Source organism: Xylella fastidiosa, from assembly GCF_011801475.1.
Taxonomy (GTDB): domain Bacteria; phylum Pseudomonadota; class Gammaproteobacteria; order Xanthomonadales; family Xanthomonadaceae; genus Xylella; species Xylella fastidiosa.
The window spans coordinates 2,197,533-2,212,535 of record NZ_CP044352.1 but is presented as its reverse complement, the minus strand read 5'-3'; the positions used below and the strand labels follow the sequence as shown (position 1 = coordinate 2,212,535).

Sequence of the window (15,003 nt, the reverse complement as noted above, 5' to 3'; positions counted from 1 at the left end):
GCTCAATGGACTGCAAATCGTTGCAATTCTAACGGAGCGGCTTGTGTTGCGTCCTGGCGTGTTGCGTTTTCAGCATTGCAACATTGTGGAATAAGGGATGCATGGGTGCGATGGCCATCACGCCTCAATGTGTTCTGAATAGCCGCCTGGTGGCTGAAAAAGTCAGCGGCCAATAGGCAGATTTTGGGAGGGTCTGCCGATTCAGCCGCCGCGTTGTGCGGTTGTGCGTCAGTATCCAATGGGTTTGCGGGTTTTGGGTGGTATGGAGTTGTCAAAGTGGATGGTTGGGTGGTGGTGGCCGTTGCGCTGATGGTTCCGCAGGCGCGATGCATGATGTCGTTTGCCTGTGTGGGGTTGGGTGGCGAGGACAGGAGGGGCATTGCAAGGGATGCGGGCATATTTTGGTGTGTTGTGCGCGGTATCACTGGCACAGGGGGTGTGAGTGATGGCCGTTTGCCCGTTTTGGCGGGTGTTGGCACTGCATGGCGGTGCTCGCAGGCTGTTGCTGTCATCGGAGCTAGGTTGGTGGGATGGACGCTTGGTGTTTACCTGCTGCCAGATGAACCAGGACAATGGCGTTTTGTTTCTATAAAGGAAATCGAGATGTCCATCGTCCGCATGACTGATCTCGCTTTATCCGGTAAACGCGTACTGATTCGTCAGGACTTGAATGTACCGATTGATCAGGGTCGTATTACTTCCGAGCAGCGCATTATTGCTTCGCTTCCGACGATCCGTGTAGCGCTGGAGCGTGGTGCGGCGGTCATGGTGACTTCGCATCTGGGCCGTCCGAAGGAGGGCGTGTGGAGTGAGGAGGATTCATTGGCACCCGTGGCGAAGCGTTTGTCTCAATTGTTGGGGATTGAGGTTCCGTTGCGTCGCGATTGGGTGGATGGCGTGCAGGTTGCGCCAGGGCAGTTGGTGTTATTGGAAAACTGCCGAATGAATGTCGGCGAAGCTGAGAATGACGAGGCGTTGGCAAGGAAGTATGCGGCGTTATGTGATGTGTTCGTGATGGATGCGTTTGGCACTGCGCACCGTGCCCAGGCATCAACGCATGGGGTGATCTGTTGTGCTGCGATTGCTGCCGGCGGTCCGTTGTTGATGGCTGAGTTGGATGCTTTGAGCCGGGGATTGAAGCATCCGGTGAAGCCGCTGCTGGCGATTGTGGGGGGCAGTAAGGTATCGACGAAATTGGAGTTGCTTTCCAATTTGGTGAATAACGTTGAGCAATTGATTACGGGGGGAGGCATTGCCAATACGTTCCTTGCCGCAGCCGGTTACCCCATCGGTAAGTCACTGTATGAGGCGGATTTGATCGAGACTGCTCGGGAGATTATTACTGTGGCGAAAGCGCGTGGCGCTGAGATTCCGTTACCCACGGATGTGGTTGTTGCCAAGCAGTTTTTGCCTGGAGTCACGGCAACGGTGAAGACGGTGGATGCAATCGTTGCCGATGATCTTATTTTGGACATTGGTCCGCAGACGGCACGGCACTATGCTGCCTTGATTGAAACGGCGGCTACGGTGGTCTGGAATGGTCCAGTGGGTGTGTTTGAGTTCGATGCCTTCAGCAAGGGGACCGAGGTGTTAGCGCGGGCCGTTGCTGCCTCGTCTGCGTTTTCGATTGCCGGTGGCGGCGATACCTTGGCTGCTATTGATAAGTATGGTGTTGCGGACCAGATCAGTTACATCTCCACAGGCGGCGGTGCTTTTCTGGAGTTTTTGGAAGGTAAGACGTTGCCGGCGGTGGCTGCGTTGCAGGCGCGCAGCGGATAAGCCGTGTGTTGAGTCCAATGGTGTGTTGATCCATTCAAGTGGATATCGTTACGGGGTTACTGCCTCGTTTTATCGTGTTTGGTGATGGGGTGCCGGAAGCGGTGTCACGCTGTGTTGGGGTGCTTGTTGTTGTGGGTTGTTGCGGTGTTTTTGTTGGATAGGTGGGGCGTTGTTGATGAGAGGTGATGGGAGTGTGGATGGTGCCCGGTGGTGGAGCAGAGGGATGCATCCGGGGTGTGCTGCCGGGGAGTCCCTGGGCCTGTCTTGCGATGTGCTGACGTGTTGTCTGATGAGGTCGGAATGATGGTTGTCTGTCTGCTGCGACATGAGAGGTATGTCCATCCTGAAAATAAGTAACATTCTGGAAAAAACAGCCTGTGTTATTTTTGCTAGCTTCTGTGAAAGAGGCTTTCTTTATGTCTGAACGCCAGCGCCGTACCAGGATTCTTGCCACTCTTGGGCCAGCGACAGATCCGCCTGGTGTGCTTGATGCGCTGTTTAAGGCGGGAGTTAATGTGGTGCGGCTGAATTTCAGCCATGGCGATGTTTCGGATCAGGCCAGGCGTGTTGCTGAAGTGCGTGCGGCGGCGGCGCATGTGGGCGTTGAGATTGGCATTCTTGCGGATCTACCCGGCCCGAAGATCCGTATTGGACGTTTTACCGGGGGAAAAGTGCGGCTTGTGGCTGGTGCGCGCTTTGATCTGCTTGCCGATAGCAATGCGTCGCTGGGGGATACGACTCAAGTTGGGGTCAGTTATCTGGGGTTGCCGCAGGATGTCGCCGCCGGAGATGTGTTGTTACTGGATGATGGCCTCATGCAATTGCAAGTGGTGCAAGTGCAGGGTGCGCGGATTGTGACGACGGTTCTTAACGATGGTGTGTTGTCCGACCGTAAGGGGCTGAATAAGCAAGGTGGCGGTTTGTCGCTGGGTGCGCTGACGGATCGTGATCGCGAACTGATTGGTATCGTTGCCAGGATGGGGATCGACTTTATTGCAGTTTCGTTTTGTCGTCATGCTGAAGAGATGCATGAGGCGCGTCGCATTGCTCGGGAGTGCGGCTGTGATGCTGCGTTGGTGTCTAAGATCGAGCGTGCTGAGGCTATCGTGAATCTTGCCGAGATTGTTGCGGCTTCGGATGTGGTGATGGTTGCGCGTGGTGATTTAGGTGTGGAGATTGGTGACGCTCAATTGCCGGGCTTGCAAAAAAAGATCATCAAAGAAGCGTTGTTACAGAACAAGGTGGTGATTACTGCCACGCAGATGCTGCAATCAATGGTTGAAAGTCCGATACCGACCCGTGCTGAGGTGCTGGATGTGGCCAATGCGGTGATTGATGGGACCGATGCGGTGATGCTGTCGGCTGAAACGGCGACAGGTGATTATCCAGTCAAGGCAGTAGAGGCGATGGCGCGTATCTGTCTGGGAGCGGAACACCAGTTTGAGTTTGATACTGATTATGAGATGGCGCAGCGTAATTTGCAGCGTGCAGATCATGCGATTGCAATGGCAACGATGTTCTTATCTGAGCACATTTGCCTTGGTGGTGTGGTTGCGTTGACGGAGTCCGGTACGACGCCACGGTTTCTCTCGCGGTTCCGGTCGCACGTCCCGATCTATGCGTTTACGCGTCACGAGGATGTGCGGCGGCGCATGGTGCTGATGCGTGGTGTATTTCCGATGCGTTTTGACAGCCGTGGTTTAACGCCGCGTGAGGCAGCTAGGGCGACAATCCGTCTTTTGGTGGAATGTGGTTGTATGAGTCCGGGTGATCGTGTGGTGTTCACGAGCGGCGAGCATATGGAAACGCTTGGCGCAACCAATACACTGCGTTTACTTGAAGTAGGCGCTGATGGGTGTGTCAGTGGTCTGTGGGAACTCTAAGCTTGCGGCTTGCGGATACAAGTAGGTTTCACTGTAGTAGCGCCCACGTGTGGCCGTCCTTGGTGAAGAGAAGATTTCGCCGTTGTGGCTTGATGTAGCAGTGGGTGTTGTTTTTTTAACGTCTCAGGATGCCTTTGCTAGTGTTGCAGGCGTGATTTGCGGCAGTGTCTGAGTGGCGGTCATGGGCGGTAGATGGGAACGTCGAGCGGTGCTGTGCAGGTGATGTGTGCATCTGTTGCCTTAGTGGCTGTGGTGTGCGCCAGGGCCGCTGTTGCAGGTGGTGTCTTGCTTGATGATGGGGTCTGCTCTAGGAGCGTATGGGGTTCAGGTGATGGATGGGTGTTTGCTGCATCTTGCTATCAGTTAGGGCGTTGTGTCTGGCCGATGTGCTTGCTGTATTGCTAGGCAGTGTGCATGAGGACGCGATGGCTGTAGGTGCAGATGGCTTGGGGATGACATTGGCTGTGATGGGGTGTCCCAGAGCATCCACTGGCACTGGGTGTGAGCTGTTTTCTTCTGGAGCACTTGGAGAGAGGGTCTGTGTGTGTTGTGGTGGAGTTACGCCCAAGGGAGTGTGTGGTGCGCAGTGGTGCTTGGGTCGGTGTGTAAGCGGGTATTAGTTGCCGTTGTTTGATGTGCTCTGATCCGGGGTGGCGTGAGCGATTGATGCTTGAATCTTGGTCTCTATTCTTTGCCCTGTTGAGTTGCAAGTGGCGATGTAGGGTAGGGCATGGCTGGGATGTGAATTAAGAAGGAGTGATTGCGTGTGTCTATTTATTTGAAAGGGAATGTTCTTGGGGTGTTCATCGCTATACTTCCGTTTTCTCCGTAGCTGCCATAGGAATCCAATGAGTATTGAACAGCTTGCAGAAACCGCTCAAGCAATGGTCGCCTCGGGTAAGGGGATCATTGCGATTGATGAGTCCGCCGGCACCATTGCTAAGCGTTTTTCCAGTGTCGGTATCGAAAATATTGAAGAGAATCGCCGTGCTTACCGTGAGTTGCTGCTGACGACCCCTAAATTGAGTGATTACATTTCTGGGGCGATTCTATTTGACGAGACCATTCGTCAATCCACGAAGGCCGGTGTCCCGTTTCCGAAGTACATGGCCGAGCATGGCATCATCCCAGGGATTAAAGTGGATAAGGGCGCATATCCGTTAGCAGGGTGTCCTGGTGAGTTGGTCACGGAGGGGTTGGATGGGTTGCGTGCACGACTGGAGGAGTATTACAAGCTTGGCGCACGTTTTGCCAAGTGGCGTGCTGTTATCAACATTGGTGATGATATTCCGTCAGGGATGTGCATTGATGCCAATGTACACGCGCTAGCGCGTTATGCGGCGTTGTGTCAGGAGCAGGGCTTGGTGCCGATGGTGGAGCCGGAGGTCATTATGGATGGTAACCATGACATCTCGGCTGCTTATGAAGTGACCGAGGCGACGTTGCGTTCCCTGTTCAATGCGCTGTATGAGCAGAATGTGGTGCTTGAAGGAACCATTCTGAAGGCGTCTATGGTGATCCCTGGTACCGACTGTGAGGAGCAGGCCAGTATTGATGAAGTGGCTGAATCCACGGTGATGTGTTTGAAATCGACAGTGCCTGCGATCCTGCCGGGTATTGTGTTCTTATCTGGTGGACAGACGGATGCGCAGTCCACGGCACATTTGAATGCGATGAATCAATTTGATCCCTTGCCGTGGCCGTTGAGTTTCTCTTATGGCCGTGCGATGCAGCAGGCGGCATTGAAGTTGTGGTCACAGGATATGAAGGGCAATTTCGCCAAAGCGCAGCAGGTTGTGTACGAGCGGGCCAAGGAAAATGGTCTGGCCGCTCTTGGTAAGTGGAAGGGGTGAGCTTCTTTGCTCATTGTGGCGAAGGCGCTGGCTGTGATGCTGGTGCCTTCTATGTTTGATGCTTCAAGTCGTACTGTGGCGGTTTTGGGAACGATGCGTAGACAAGCGGTCCGATGATTCAGGATTCAGGATTCAGGGGACGCTGCGCCGCTTGCTGTGAAGCCTTGGGAAATAGGGTTACTAGTCGGCGTTGTGCAGTTGTTGTTGATGTACGATGAATGCACGTTGCGCTGCTTGACGTGCTGCACGGCGCAAAGTGCCAATAGCGCCTTCAGCAGTTAAGAGAGGAGCTAAGGGAGCTAGTAAGCTCGGGGTTGCGGCGTTGCGCGCTAGCAGGTTTCCTAGCGTTGCTGAGTTCAGCGCGCCGCCAAGTGTTACGCCTCCGGCGATGGTGGCTAATGTCGGTATTAGGCCACCTGTGACCACGCCGCCGCCGCCGAGCAGGCCCATAGATAACATGCGGCCAGGGGTGCCTGAATCGGGGATTGGATCTTTTAAGACGGTTTGGCCGACTTTTGCTAAATCGCGATACTCTTGCGTTGCTTTGGGGCCGCGTGCGTTAACCGCGCTCCATAATCCCGCCGGTGTAATATCTGCGCGCGCACCTGCGGGGCGCGTGAGAAGCTTTTCCAAGGTTTTAAAATTGTTGTACTGCTGGTTGGTTTTTTTAAACAATTCAAGCGCTGCAACGTCGCCAGGATCATTAGACGTTTTTAGCGATTGTTCTGCATCGTTAACAAGTTCTTTCCGTAGACGGCCTACATAGTGGCCGGTGGATGTACCAGGCTGGACGCCTGCTAAATCACGCACCAACGTTTGATAGTTTCTGCCGCTAATGGGGCCTTCATGCCCTGCGCGCACGATGTCATTAAAAATACGGTGAAACTGGTTTTGAACGATTTTCCCGCCGTCGGCGCCTAAATCTCGATACGCATCGTTCACTACTTCCTGCATACGTGCAGCCGCTTGGGGAGATAACGCTATGTTTCTATCGTCCCAAATCGCGTTATATGTATCGTTAAAACGCTGTTTCTGGCTTGCTAACCAGCGATCATCTAGCCGTTCTGTTGCATCGCCTACGTGGCGGGTTAGTGCTTTGTTCCACGCGTTCTGCTGATTGCCTGCAGCTGCGTCTGCGCCGCTGAATGGGATGTATTTTGCGACACTAGCGGCGGTACGTAGCGGCGTGGATTGTGCGATCTGAGAAATATGCAGCGGAATCCCTTCACGTTGCGCAATGTCGGTCGCGGCACGTAGGATCGGATCAGCTTCACGCACTAGGCGACGCGCTGCGCCGTGCACAACGCCGCTCACGCCACGGCCTAACACGCCGCCTAATGCGCCGTAGCCTGCATTCGTGAGCCGATTTTCTCCGGTGCGTGTTTCACCAAGTGCGCCATAGGCTGCCCCTTCGGCCGCAGCAATCCCGCCTTTAACGGCAAGCTGGGCCACGTTACCGCTCCCCGCTCCTCCTTCCTATGCAGACTACAAGAACTCCATCGCATTCACTCAGTGGCGTTCGGAATTAGAGAGCAAAGGCGCACCTTACACTTCGGTCCAACGCAATGATATGTGGGTAGAGAAATGATCCATGCAATCACCAGGGGGGCACTGTTCGCTGCCCTGATGTTAGCTACACATGCTTCAGGTGTGCCAATGAACACAACACATACCGATGATACAAAACGTTCCGTGTCTGGAAGGCCAGCAGCACAATTAAAAGATATTGCAGCTCAACTGATCGTCATGGGGGAACAGGATCAGGTTGACCGCAAACGCGCCATGTCGCCTGGATTTGATGATTATGCATTGTATGCAGCCGATCTTAAGCGACAGCAACAGTTAGAACGGCTGATGCAAGGGCGCGGATTATTCAGGCTCAATGAGGTGGGCAAGGACGCTGTCACCGCCGAGTTTCTGATCATCCAGCACTCCAGTCCAGCGTTCATGAAGCGCTTTGAGAAAGAAATGGGAGAACTTGCCGCCAGGGGTGATTTCCCCAAGGATGACTACGCAACATTCGTAGACCGCCTCTTGGTCTATGAACACAAACCACAGCGCTACGGGACACAGGCAAACGGAGACTTGGAGTTGTACCCGATTGAAGACGAGCAGTTTGTAGATAAGCGGCGTGCGTCAATGGGATTGCCCCCATTACAGGTGCTCATTGATAAACTTGAGAAAGTCAAACAGTCTGTACGTAATGGAAAGGGACTCGGACTTGAGAAATAGCGAACTGTTTACAGCAGTTTCTTAACAAAAGCATCCATATTCCAATGACACCTCATCGGCTTGGCAGACGTTTTGTCGCCGAGCTAATTGAAGTATTCAGCCTCGGCATCAGTCACGGCTTTGCTGCGCCGCGTGTTTCAATCGCAAAATTTCCACGGTGCGGGTTTCTTTGCCGCTGGGCATCCCGATGTGTTGGGCAGTGCATTGTTGTGATGCAGCGCCACTTGCGGTGTGCAAACGGATGTCTTCCGTTGAGATGCCTATGTTGTAACAACGCCGCCAATGGGATTGGCGGCATCCGCACCCATAGGGGTCGGATGTTGACATGGTTAAGTCGGCCTTGCTGAGGGTGCTCTGCATCCATGCAGGATGATGCGCTGGCCAGATGGGCCACGTTGCGTTTGATGTGCTGTTTGGCGACCAGATCGCAGTGGGGCTTTGCGTGTGTGTATCGGCAAGCGCAGGAGTGTGTGCTACGTGTTGCAACGCCATCTGCGGGGGTGTTGGCAGCGGGGATGGTAGCCGCTAATGATAGCGATGGGATGAACGCGTGAGGTGCGCTGTATCTGCGGCTGTGAATGTTCCTAATGTTCTTTAGTTTTGTGCTTCGTGTGACTGTACTGCACGGGATAGGCTTGCTTGGGTGGCGATGATTGCTGTGGAGTCCATGCGACGTGTCCATTTGTTGTGCGATGGAGGACACATCGGCCGTGGAGCGTGTTGCGCTGCGCCAGCTCAGGAACATTCTGCTGTGTTCAGCCGAGACTGGCTAACCACGCGTCGTCTGAATGCTCATTGATGTCAGCGAACAGAGGGGTGGAGAAGTAACGTTCGCCGGTATCTGGGAGCATGGCGAGGATCACGGCACCCGGTTCGGCCTGTTGTGCGATCTGCAGTGCTGTTGCGACGGAGGCACCGCCGGAGATCCCCGAGAAAACACCTTCCTCCGCGGCCAGGCGACGGGCTACCGTGATTGCATCGTCGTCGGTAACACTGAGGATGTGGTGTGGAACGGAACGATTCAGTACCTCCGGTACGAAATCGGGTGTCCATCCCTGAATCTTGTGGGGTTGCCATTCCTTCCCTTGGAGCAGTGCTGCGCTGGCAGGTTCGCTGGCGGTGATTTTGATGTCTGGTCGCGCGATTTTCAGTACTTCACCAACGCCAGTAAGCGTGCCGCCGGTGCCCCATCCACTGACGAAGTGGTCGAGGCGGCGTCCGGCAAAGTCTCGTAGGATTTCCGCGGCGGTGGTGTTGCGGTGATAGGCAGGGTTGGCTGGGTTGGAAAATTGGCTGGCGAGGAACCAGCCGTGCTGTTGGGCGAGTTCTTTGGCTTTGCGTACCATGCCGCTACCGCGTTCGGCGGCTGGGGTGAGGATGACTTTGGCACCGTAAGCGCGCATCAGTTTGCGCCGCTCGATCGAAAAGGTTTCGACCATGGTGGCGACGAACGTGTAGCCGCGGGCAGCGGCGATCATGGCCAGGGCGACGCCGGTATTTCCCGAAGTGGCTTCGACGATGGTGTCGCCGGGTTTCAATAACCCCTGTTGTTCGGCGTCGAGAATGATGGCCAGTGCCAGACGGTCTTTGACCGAGCCGCTTGGATTGAATGATTCAACCTTGATGTATAGATCCACGTGTGCCGGAGCAATGCGGTTCAGTTTAACCACGGGTGTGTGGCCAATCGTGTCCAGGATAGTGTTGTAGATAGTCATGAAGGTCTCTGTGGAAGTAATCGGGGAGGATGTACACACAGATACGTGTGTCTTTGAATCAGCTTATAGGATGCGTGCGTGGGGGGCATGGGGCAGATAATGGTGTGGTGCCGAACCAATGCAGGTGTTCGGCCAGCGCGGTGACTTCGCCGAGGATCAGCAGTGCGGGGGGACGCACGGCGTATGTCTGTGCGGTGTGCGCGAGTGTTTTCAGCGTTCCTGTGAGCACCCGCTGTTGCGCGCGTGCGCCATTTTCGATCAGTGCAAAAGGCGTTGTTTCGGTCCGTCCAGCCTCACACAGGCGTTGCTGTATGGTGGGTAGTCCCGCCACGCCCATGTAGAACGCCAGCGTTTGACGTTCTTGTGCCAGTGCAGCCCAGTTCAGGGTATCTAGGGAGGATTGGCAATGGGCGGTGATCAGGCATAGCGATTGGGCGTGGTCGCGGTGGGTCAAGGGGATACCCGCATAGGCGGCACAGGCAAGGGCGGCGGTGATTCCGGGGATGACCTCATAGGGGATGCCGTGGGTACGTAAGAATTCCAGTTCCTCGCCACCACGACCGAAGACGAATGGATCGCCACCTTTCAGCCGTACGACACGCTGACCAGCACGGGCGTGTTGCAGCATCAGGGTGTGAATGTCTTCTTGGCGCACACTGTGGCCCGTTGCGGATTTGCCTACTTCGATCTGCTCCGCATCGCGCCGTGCCATCTGTAACACGGTGTCGCTGACCAGGCGGTCGTAGAGGATGATGTCGGCTTCATTCAAGGCGCGCAGTGCATTTAAGGTCAGTAGCCCGGCGTCGCCGGCGCCAGCGCCCACCAGGGTGACGCTGCCGGACTCCGTGGGGGGAGTCTTGGCGAGTGCTGCTTCCAGCACTGCTTCGGCCTCTGCGTGGCGTTGCTTGCGTAGCAATCGTTGGAGTGGGCCGGCGAGTTGGGTTTCAAAGAAGCGGCGGCGTGCTTCTATGTTTGGATAGCGGGCGCGGATAGTGTCGCGGCGTTGCGCGAACAGTGTGGTCAGTCGTCCCCAACTATCGTCAATGAGGCTTTCCAGTTGTTGTCGCAGATAGCGTGCCACCATCGGTGCGCCACCGCCGCTAGAAATCGCGATCCGCAACGGGCCGCGTTCGACCACGGCCGGGACCTGCACGTTGGAGAGTGCAATGTCGTCGACCACGTTGACGAATAACCGTTGCGCATGTGCTGCGCGCGCCGCGGCGTGGTTCACCTCGGGTTGATCGGTGGCGGCGATGACCAACCAAATATCTTCTTGCAGCCAGCTGTTTTCAAACGTCCCTTGCCGCCACGTGATGCGACCGGTTTCGGCCCAGCGCTGTAACGATGCGGTCAGAGAGGGGGCGCCGATAATCGGCAAGGCGCCCACTTTGAGTAATGCCTCTGTCTTGCGTTCTGCAACCTTACCGCCGCCGACCACCAGGACGGCGCGGTCGTGTAGGTTGGCAAATAAGGGGAACAGAACGTTGGCAGTCACGATAGTGAGTTGAGGTCGGGGGTCATGACCGTAGTGCCTGGTTGATAATCTCAGGAAATGACTTCAGGCAGTTGGAAAATAGCCGTTAGTTATTAAGTTCTTCATGGAAGTGATCTACAGTCGTTTTTGGTTTTGCGATATTTCGCCTGTCATGACGTTGACTCAACTTCGCTACCTTGTGGCTATTGCCGATGCCGATCTCAATATTACGCTTGCTGCTGCACGTATACATGCCACGCAGCCGGGCCTGTCCAAGCAATTGAAAAAGCTAGAGGATGAACTCGGCTTTTTGTTGTTTGTGCGCCGGGGCCGTAGTTTGGAGTCAGTGACGCCTGCGGGGGAGGAGGTGATTGAGCGGGCGCGGGTGATGTTGGTTGAAGTCAACAACATACGTACTTATGCCGCCAATCAGCGCCGTGAGTACCAAGGGCAATTGACGTTGAGTACCACCCACACTCAGGCGCGTTTTGTGCTGCCGCCTGCCGTGGCGTTGATCAAGCAGGCTTATCCGCAGGTTACTGTGCATTTGCAGCAGGCTGCCGAGAGCGATGTGCTGGATGAGTTTGGTCAGGGAGGGGCCGATATTGCAATCGTGAGTACTGCGGGCAGCGCGCCTTCATCAGGGCTTGCGGTCCCTTTGTATCGGTGGCGGCGTTTGGTGATTGTGCCGTGTGGTCATCCTTTGGATACAGTGGGGTGCACTCTGGATTTGGCAGCGCTGGCGGAGTATCCGTTGGTCAGTTATGACTCTTCAATACGGCCAATGTCTTCGCTGCAACGCGCTTTCGCCAGTTTAGGGTTGGAGTCGCGCATTGTGTTGACAGCTTTGGATGCTGATTTGATCAAGACCTATGTGCGTGCCGGTCTGGGTGTGGGCATTCTTGCGGAGATGGCGGTTAATGCGGTCGATACCGATTTGCGTGCTTGGCCGGTACCGGCGCCCATTCCTGAATGTATTGCTTGGGCGGTGCTGCCACGTGATCGTGTCTTGCGTGACTACGTGTTGGAGTTGGTGCATGCGCTTGCGCCGCAGATCGACAAGCGTGATTTGCGGCGTGTGCTCAATGGTCATCAGGAGCCTGACTGGCCGTCGCCTCCTAGCTGGCAATCGTTGACACAGACCATTACTCATTGAGTGGGTTCTCAAGTGGCTGTGTGGGGGCTATGGATGTTCTTGGTGAGTCACGCAGGTGGTGGCAGGGTGTGTGATGTGTTCACGGGTGCTTGCAGTCACTGCTTGGGAGTGTGTTGTGGTGCGGGCGTTTCGGTTCCACGATGTGTTGCAGGGGTGCCAGGAGGTGTTGCTCAACGGGCTTGGGCCATCGCATCGCCCGTGGTATCTGGTGATTGAGTGGGTTTGGAAAGAGTGCTGGATGTGCTTCCAGGTTCTTGGATTTAGGTGTCATCTCCGCCGTGCGGCTGCGCATGTGCAGCGTATCTTTGTGTTGGAGTGTTGCGGTATGGGCTATAGAAGCATGTAGTGTGCTGGGATCAATTCACCCCTGAGGCACGACGCCATAGGGCGTTGACGAGCGGTGGCAGGCGGTCGACCAAGCTCAGTACCCGGCCACGTAGCAGGGTGAGGTGAAATGCGTCGTTGGAGAATACCCGGTTAATGGCATCGAACGTGTAGGCCGCGAGGGTGTTATCACTGCGGCGTGTCCGTGCCCAGCGTTGCAGGCGGTGCGGTGTGGCCCAGTCAACATGGCGCGTGTGTGCCTGTTGGATCAGGGTTTGCAATGCGGTTACATCGCGCAAACCGAGGTTGACGCCCTGTCCGGCCAGTGGGTGGACGACATGTGCGGCGTCACCGAGTGTCAGTACCCGACCGGCGATGTAGTCGGTGGCCAGTTGGCGGCGCAGTGGGAATGCGGTGCGTGGTGAGATGAGCTGTATGTGTCCTAGGCGCCCACCGAAGGCAGTGGTGAGTTCGCGTGCGAATGTTGTTTCGTCCAGTGTCAGGAGGCGTTGCGCTTCAACATCGGGGAGCGTCCAGACGATTGAGCTGCGCTCATCAGTAAATGGCAGCAATGCCAATGGTCCGCTTGGTAAAAAGCATTGCCAGGCGGTGGCTTGGTGTGGGTGTTCGGTTGCGACAAAGGCGACAATGCTGCGTTGTGCATAGTCATGTCGGTGTACTGGCAGGTGCGCCAATTGACGCAAGGTGGAGTCGGCGCCGTCGGCAGCGATGGCCAGGCGTGCTTCGAGTCGCCGGCCGTCCTCCAAGCGTAAACGCACTCTGTCGGTGTCTTGCTCTAGGGCGGTGATCCGTGCAGGGCAATGCAGTTGTACGCCGGCATCCGCAAGTGCAGACCACAACTGGTTGACTAGGAGTGCGTTCTCGACGATCCAGCCGAGTTGTTCGCAGCCCAATGTGGCAGCGTCGAAGTGCAATTCATCCGCTCCGCCACTGTCCCAGATCCGCATGTGATGGTATGGCTGGGCGCGTGTCGCGCACACGGTCGGCCATACGTTGAAGGTGCGCAGGAGTGCGGCACTGTCCGGGGCAAATGCGTAGACACGCAGATCCGGAACCGTTGCTTGCCAACGCGGTGGTTCGTATTTTTCAATCAAGGCGACGTGTAACCCTGTTTTCGCCAATGCCAGGGCGCTGCTGGCACCGACGACGCCGCCGCCAGTGATGAGTACATCCGGTCGCTGAGTTCGGTTCATACGCTGTTGAGACACAATTGCGGTACGTCGCCACGGAAGCCCATCGCGCCGTTGACCAGGAGTGCTTGCAGCTCGCTGATGTGGGAGACGGCAAGCAGGCCGAGACTGCGTAGCGGTCGCAGCAGCGGCAATCCATTGCTGGTGAGTTGTGCTAAGCCGTTAGAGAACATGAGTGTCTGTTCGCGGTCTGCACGCCGTCGTGCGGTATAGGCGGTGAGCAGTGCGGTTGCGCCGGGGTCGGTGTGATCGGCGGCGATCATTTCAGCCAAGGTGAGTGCATCGCGCAGGCCCAGGTTGAAGCCTTGGGCTCCTATGGGGTGCAGTGTCTGTGCGGCGTTGCCGAGCAGTGCCACGCGTTCGGCGGTCAGATCTTGTGCGATCACTTGCATCAATGGGTAGGCGCTGCGTGCGCTACTGGCAATGAAGCGACCAGCGCGCCAGCCCATGGCGTGTTGCAGCCGTGTCAGCCAGGCGCTGTCATCCAGGGCAGCGACTGTATTGGCCTGGGTACGGGCGACGCAATGAATGGCGCCATAGTGACGGTCGGCGCGAGGCAGCAGGGCCGTGGGGCCGTGTTCGGTGAAACGTTCGTAAGCGGTTCCGTCGGGTGCTTGAGTGGTTTGCACCCGTGCGACGAAAAGTGTTTGGAAGTAATCGTGTTGTGTGGTGTCGATATGCAGCAGTTCGCGTACGGTGCTCTGTGTGCCATCTGCACCGACGATCAGGCGTGCATGTAAGAGCTGTTCGCCATCGGCATGGGCGATCCGTACGCCGCGCATGCCATCGGTCACGGGCGTCACGGCGATGCAGCGTGCTGGGCGGTAGCGGGTGAGTTGTTTGAGTTCGGTGAGGCGGTGTTCCAACGCTTCGCCGAAATCACGTGCAATGACTACTTGGCCGAAGGCGTCACGTCCGTAGGTCGAGGCGTCCAATCGCACGCGGCCGAAGTCGCCGGTGCGGCTGGCGTGGATACGCCGGATGGGGCCGGCGGCGTGGCGTATCCGTGTCATGACATTGAGGGCGTCTAAAGCGTTTACTGTGGCTGCGGCGAAACAGAGGGTACGCTCATCGAATACCGTGGGTAGCGCCCCCGGTGGTGTGACTTCAACCAGGCCAATGTTCATGCCGATCTGGTCCAGGGCAATCGCGAGGCTGGCGCCGACCAAACCGCCGCCGACAATCAAAACATCATGGAGCTGATTCATGCCGCCATGATAAGCCTTCCTCTCTTGGCAGTGGGCCTGGGTGTGGGTTCGTCTGCCAAAGTGGGCAGCATCATGAGGTGCTGTCTATTGCATAGGAATGATGGGGCCGTAGGTGATAACAGCGGATGCCTCCAGAGGATCAAGGGGATTCGTGTCTCGTTGATAGTG

Annotated in this window: 13 protein-coding genes; 6 read left to right on the top strand and 7 right to left on the bottom strand. The window is 56.2% G+C overall.

The annotated features are described in order from the left end of the window. Positions 1 to 2: 2 nt before the first annotated feature. A complete protein-coding gene (locus F7G16_RS10190; RefSeq protein WP_126709102.1) occupies positions 3 to 398 on the bottom strand; it encodes a hypothetical protein in 396 nt (131 codons plus the stop codon). Between the two features lie 205 nt (positions 399 to 603). On the opposite strand from F7G16_RS10190, the gene F7G16_RS10185 reads away from it, so the two are divergent. From F7G16_RS10185 to F7G16_RS10175, 3 genes are all read left to right on the top strand, one after another. Further along, complete coding sequence (locus tag F7G16_RS10185; RefSeq protein ID WP_011098278.1) at positions 604 to 1,779, top strand: phosphoglycerate kinase; 1,176 nt, start codon at positions 604 to 606, stop codon at positions 1,777 to 1,779. A 416-nt stretch (positions 1,780 to 2,195) separates the two neighbouring features. After that, positions 2,196 to 3,662, top strand: coding sequence for a pyruvate kinase (gene pyk / locus F7G16_RS10180; RefSeq protein ID WP_004088137.1), 1,467 nt, complete (start codon positions 2,196 to 2,198; stop codon positions 3,660 to 3,662). Positions 3,663 to 4,510: 848 nt separating this feature from the next. Beyond that, positions 4,511 to 5,515, top strand: coding sequence for a class I fructose-bisphosphate aldolase (locus F7G16_RS10175; protein ID WP_004084446.1), 1,005 nt, complete (start codon positions 4,511 to 4,513; stop codon positions 5,513 to 5,515). A gap of 180 nt (positions 5,516 to 5,695) precedes the next feature. Here F7G16_RS10175 and F7G16_RS10170 read toward each other — a convergent pair whose 3' ends face one another. Continuing rightward, the gene (locus F7G16_RS10170) at positions 5,696 to 6,967 is read right to left on the bottom strand and encodes a hypothetical protein (protein ID WP_004088139.1); all 1,272 of its coding nucleotides are present in this window, start codon (positions 6,965 to 6,967) and stop codon (positions 5,696 to 5,698) included. 204 nt (positions 6,968 to 7,171) lie between these two features. Between F7G16_RS10170 and F7G16_RS10165 the strand changes: the two genes are divergently transcribed. Then, a complete protein-coding gene (locus F7G16_RS10165) occupies positions 7,172 to 7,747 on the top strand; it encodes a DUF6624 domain-containing protein (RefSeq protein WP_012382746.1) in 576 nt (191 codons plus the stop codon). A gap of 108 nt (positions 7,748 to 7,855) precedes the next feature. Here the strand turns inward: F7G16_RS10165 and F7G16_RS10160 are convergent, their stop codons facing one another. From F7G16_RS10160 to cysG, 3 genes are all read right to left on the bottom strand, one after another. Then, on the bottom strand, positions 7,856 to 8,239 hold the full coding sequence (locus F7G16_RS10160) for a hypothetical protein (RefSeq protein WP_014607481.1): 384 nt from the start codon (positions 8,237 to 8,239) through the stop codon (positions 7,856 to 7,858). 263 nt (positions 8,240 to 8,502) lie between these two features. Further along, positions 8,503 to 9,462: a cysteine synthase A gene (gene cysK / locus F7G16_RS10155; RefSeq protein ID WP_004088146.1), complete on the bottom strand. Its 960-nt coding sequence runs from the start codon at positions 9,460 to 9,462 to the stop codon at positions 8,503 to 8,505. A 58-nt stretch (positions 9,463 to 9,520) separates the two neighbouring features. Beyond that, on the bottom strand, positions 9,521 to 10,957 hold the full coding sequence (gene cysG / locus F7G16_RS10150) for a siroheme synthase CysG (RefSeq protein WP_004088148.1): 1,437 nt from the start codon (positions 10,955 to 10,957) through the stop codon (positions 9,521 to 9,523). A gap of 151 nt (positions 10,958 to 11,108) precedes the next feature. On the opposite strand from cysG, the gene F7G16_RS10145 reads away from it, so the two are divergent. Continuing rightward, a complete protein-coding gene (locus F7G16_RS10145; RefSeq protein ID WP_011098275.1) occupies positions 11,109 to 12,092 on the top strand; it encodes a LysR family transcriptional regulator in 984 nt (327 codons plus the stop codon). 73 nt (positions 12,093 to 12,165) lie between these two features. After that, complete coding sequence (locus F7G16_RS10140) at positions 12,166 to 12,438, top strand: hypothetical protein (protein ID WP_004088152.1); 273 nt, start codon at positions 12,166 to 12,168, stop codon at positions 12,436 to 12,438. A gap of 10 nt (positions 12,439 to 12,448) precedes the next feature. On the opposite strand, the gene F7G16_RS10135 is transcribed toward F7G16_RS10140, so the two are convergent. Beyond that, complete coding sequence (locus F7G16_RS10135; RefSeq protein WP_004088154.1) at positions 12,449 to 13,630, bottom strand: UbiH/UbiF family hydroxylase; 1,182 nt, start codon at positions 13,628 to 13,630, stop codon at positions 12,449 to 12,451. Continuing rightward, positions 13,627 to 14,835: a 2-octaprenyl-6-methoxyphenyl hydroxylase gene (ubiH, locus tag F7G16_RS10130; RefSeq protein ID WP_004088156.1), complete on the bottom strand. Its 1,209-nt coding sequence runs from the start codon at positions 14,833 to 14,835 to the stop codon at positions 13,627 to 13,629. Before ubiH ends, F7G16_RS10135 begins: the two co-directional genes overlap by 4 nt. Between the last annotated feature and the right edge of the window lie 168 nt (positions 14,836 to 15,003).

Excerpts from the sequence above, each read along its gene's own strand:
- F7G16_RS10190 (WP_126709102.1), bottom strand. The coding sequence starts at position 398 with ATGCCCGCATCCCTTGCAATGCCCCTCCTGTCCTCGCCACCCAACCCC.
- pyk (WP_004088137.1), top strand. The coding sequence starts at position 2,196 with ATGTCTGAACGCCAGCGCCGTACCAGGATTCTTGCCACTCTTGGGCCA.
- F7G16_RS10160 (WP_014607481.1), bottom strand. The coding sequence starts at position 8,239 with ATGGCGTTGCAACACGTAGCACACACTCCTGCGCTTGCCGATACACAC.
- cysK (WP_004088146.1), bottom strand. The coding sequence starts at position 9,462 with ATGACTATCTACAACACTATCCTGGACACGATTGGCCACACACCCGTG.
- F7G16_RS10185 (WP_011098278.1), top strand. The coding sequence starts at position 604 with ATGTCCATCGTCCGCATGACTGATCTCGCTTTATCCGGTAAACGCGTA.
- F7G16_RS10175 (WP_004084446.1), top strand. The coding sequence starts at position 4,511 with ATGAGTATTGAACAGCTTGCAGAAACCGCTCAAGCAATGGTCGCCTCG.
- F7G16_RS10140 (WP_004088152.1), top strand. The coding sequence starts at position 12,166 with ATGTGTTCACGGGTGCTTGCAGTCACTGCTTGGGAGTGTGTTGTGGTG.
- F7G16_RS10145 (WP_011098275.1), top strand. The coding sequence starts at position 11,109 with ATGACGTTGACTCAACTTCGCTACCTTGTGGCTATTGCCGATGCCGAT.
- F7G16_RS10135 (WP_004088154.1), bottom strand. The coding sequence starts at position 13,630 with ATGAACCGAACTCAGCGACCGGATGTACTCATCACTGGCGGCGGCGTC.
- F7G16_RS10165 (WP_012382746.1), top strand. The coding sequence starts at position 7,172 with ATGAACACAACACATACCGATGATACAAAACGTTCCGTGTCTGGAAGG.
- ubiH (WP_004088156.1), bottom strand. The coding sequence starts at position 14,835 with ATGAATCAGCTCCATGATGTTTTGATTGTCGGCGGCGGTTTGGTCGGC.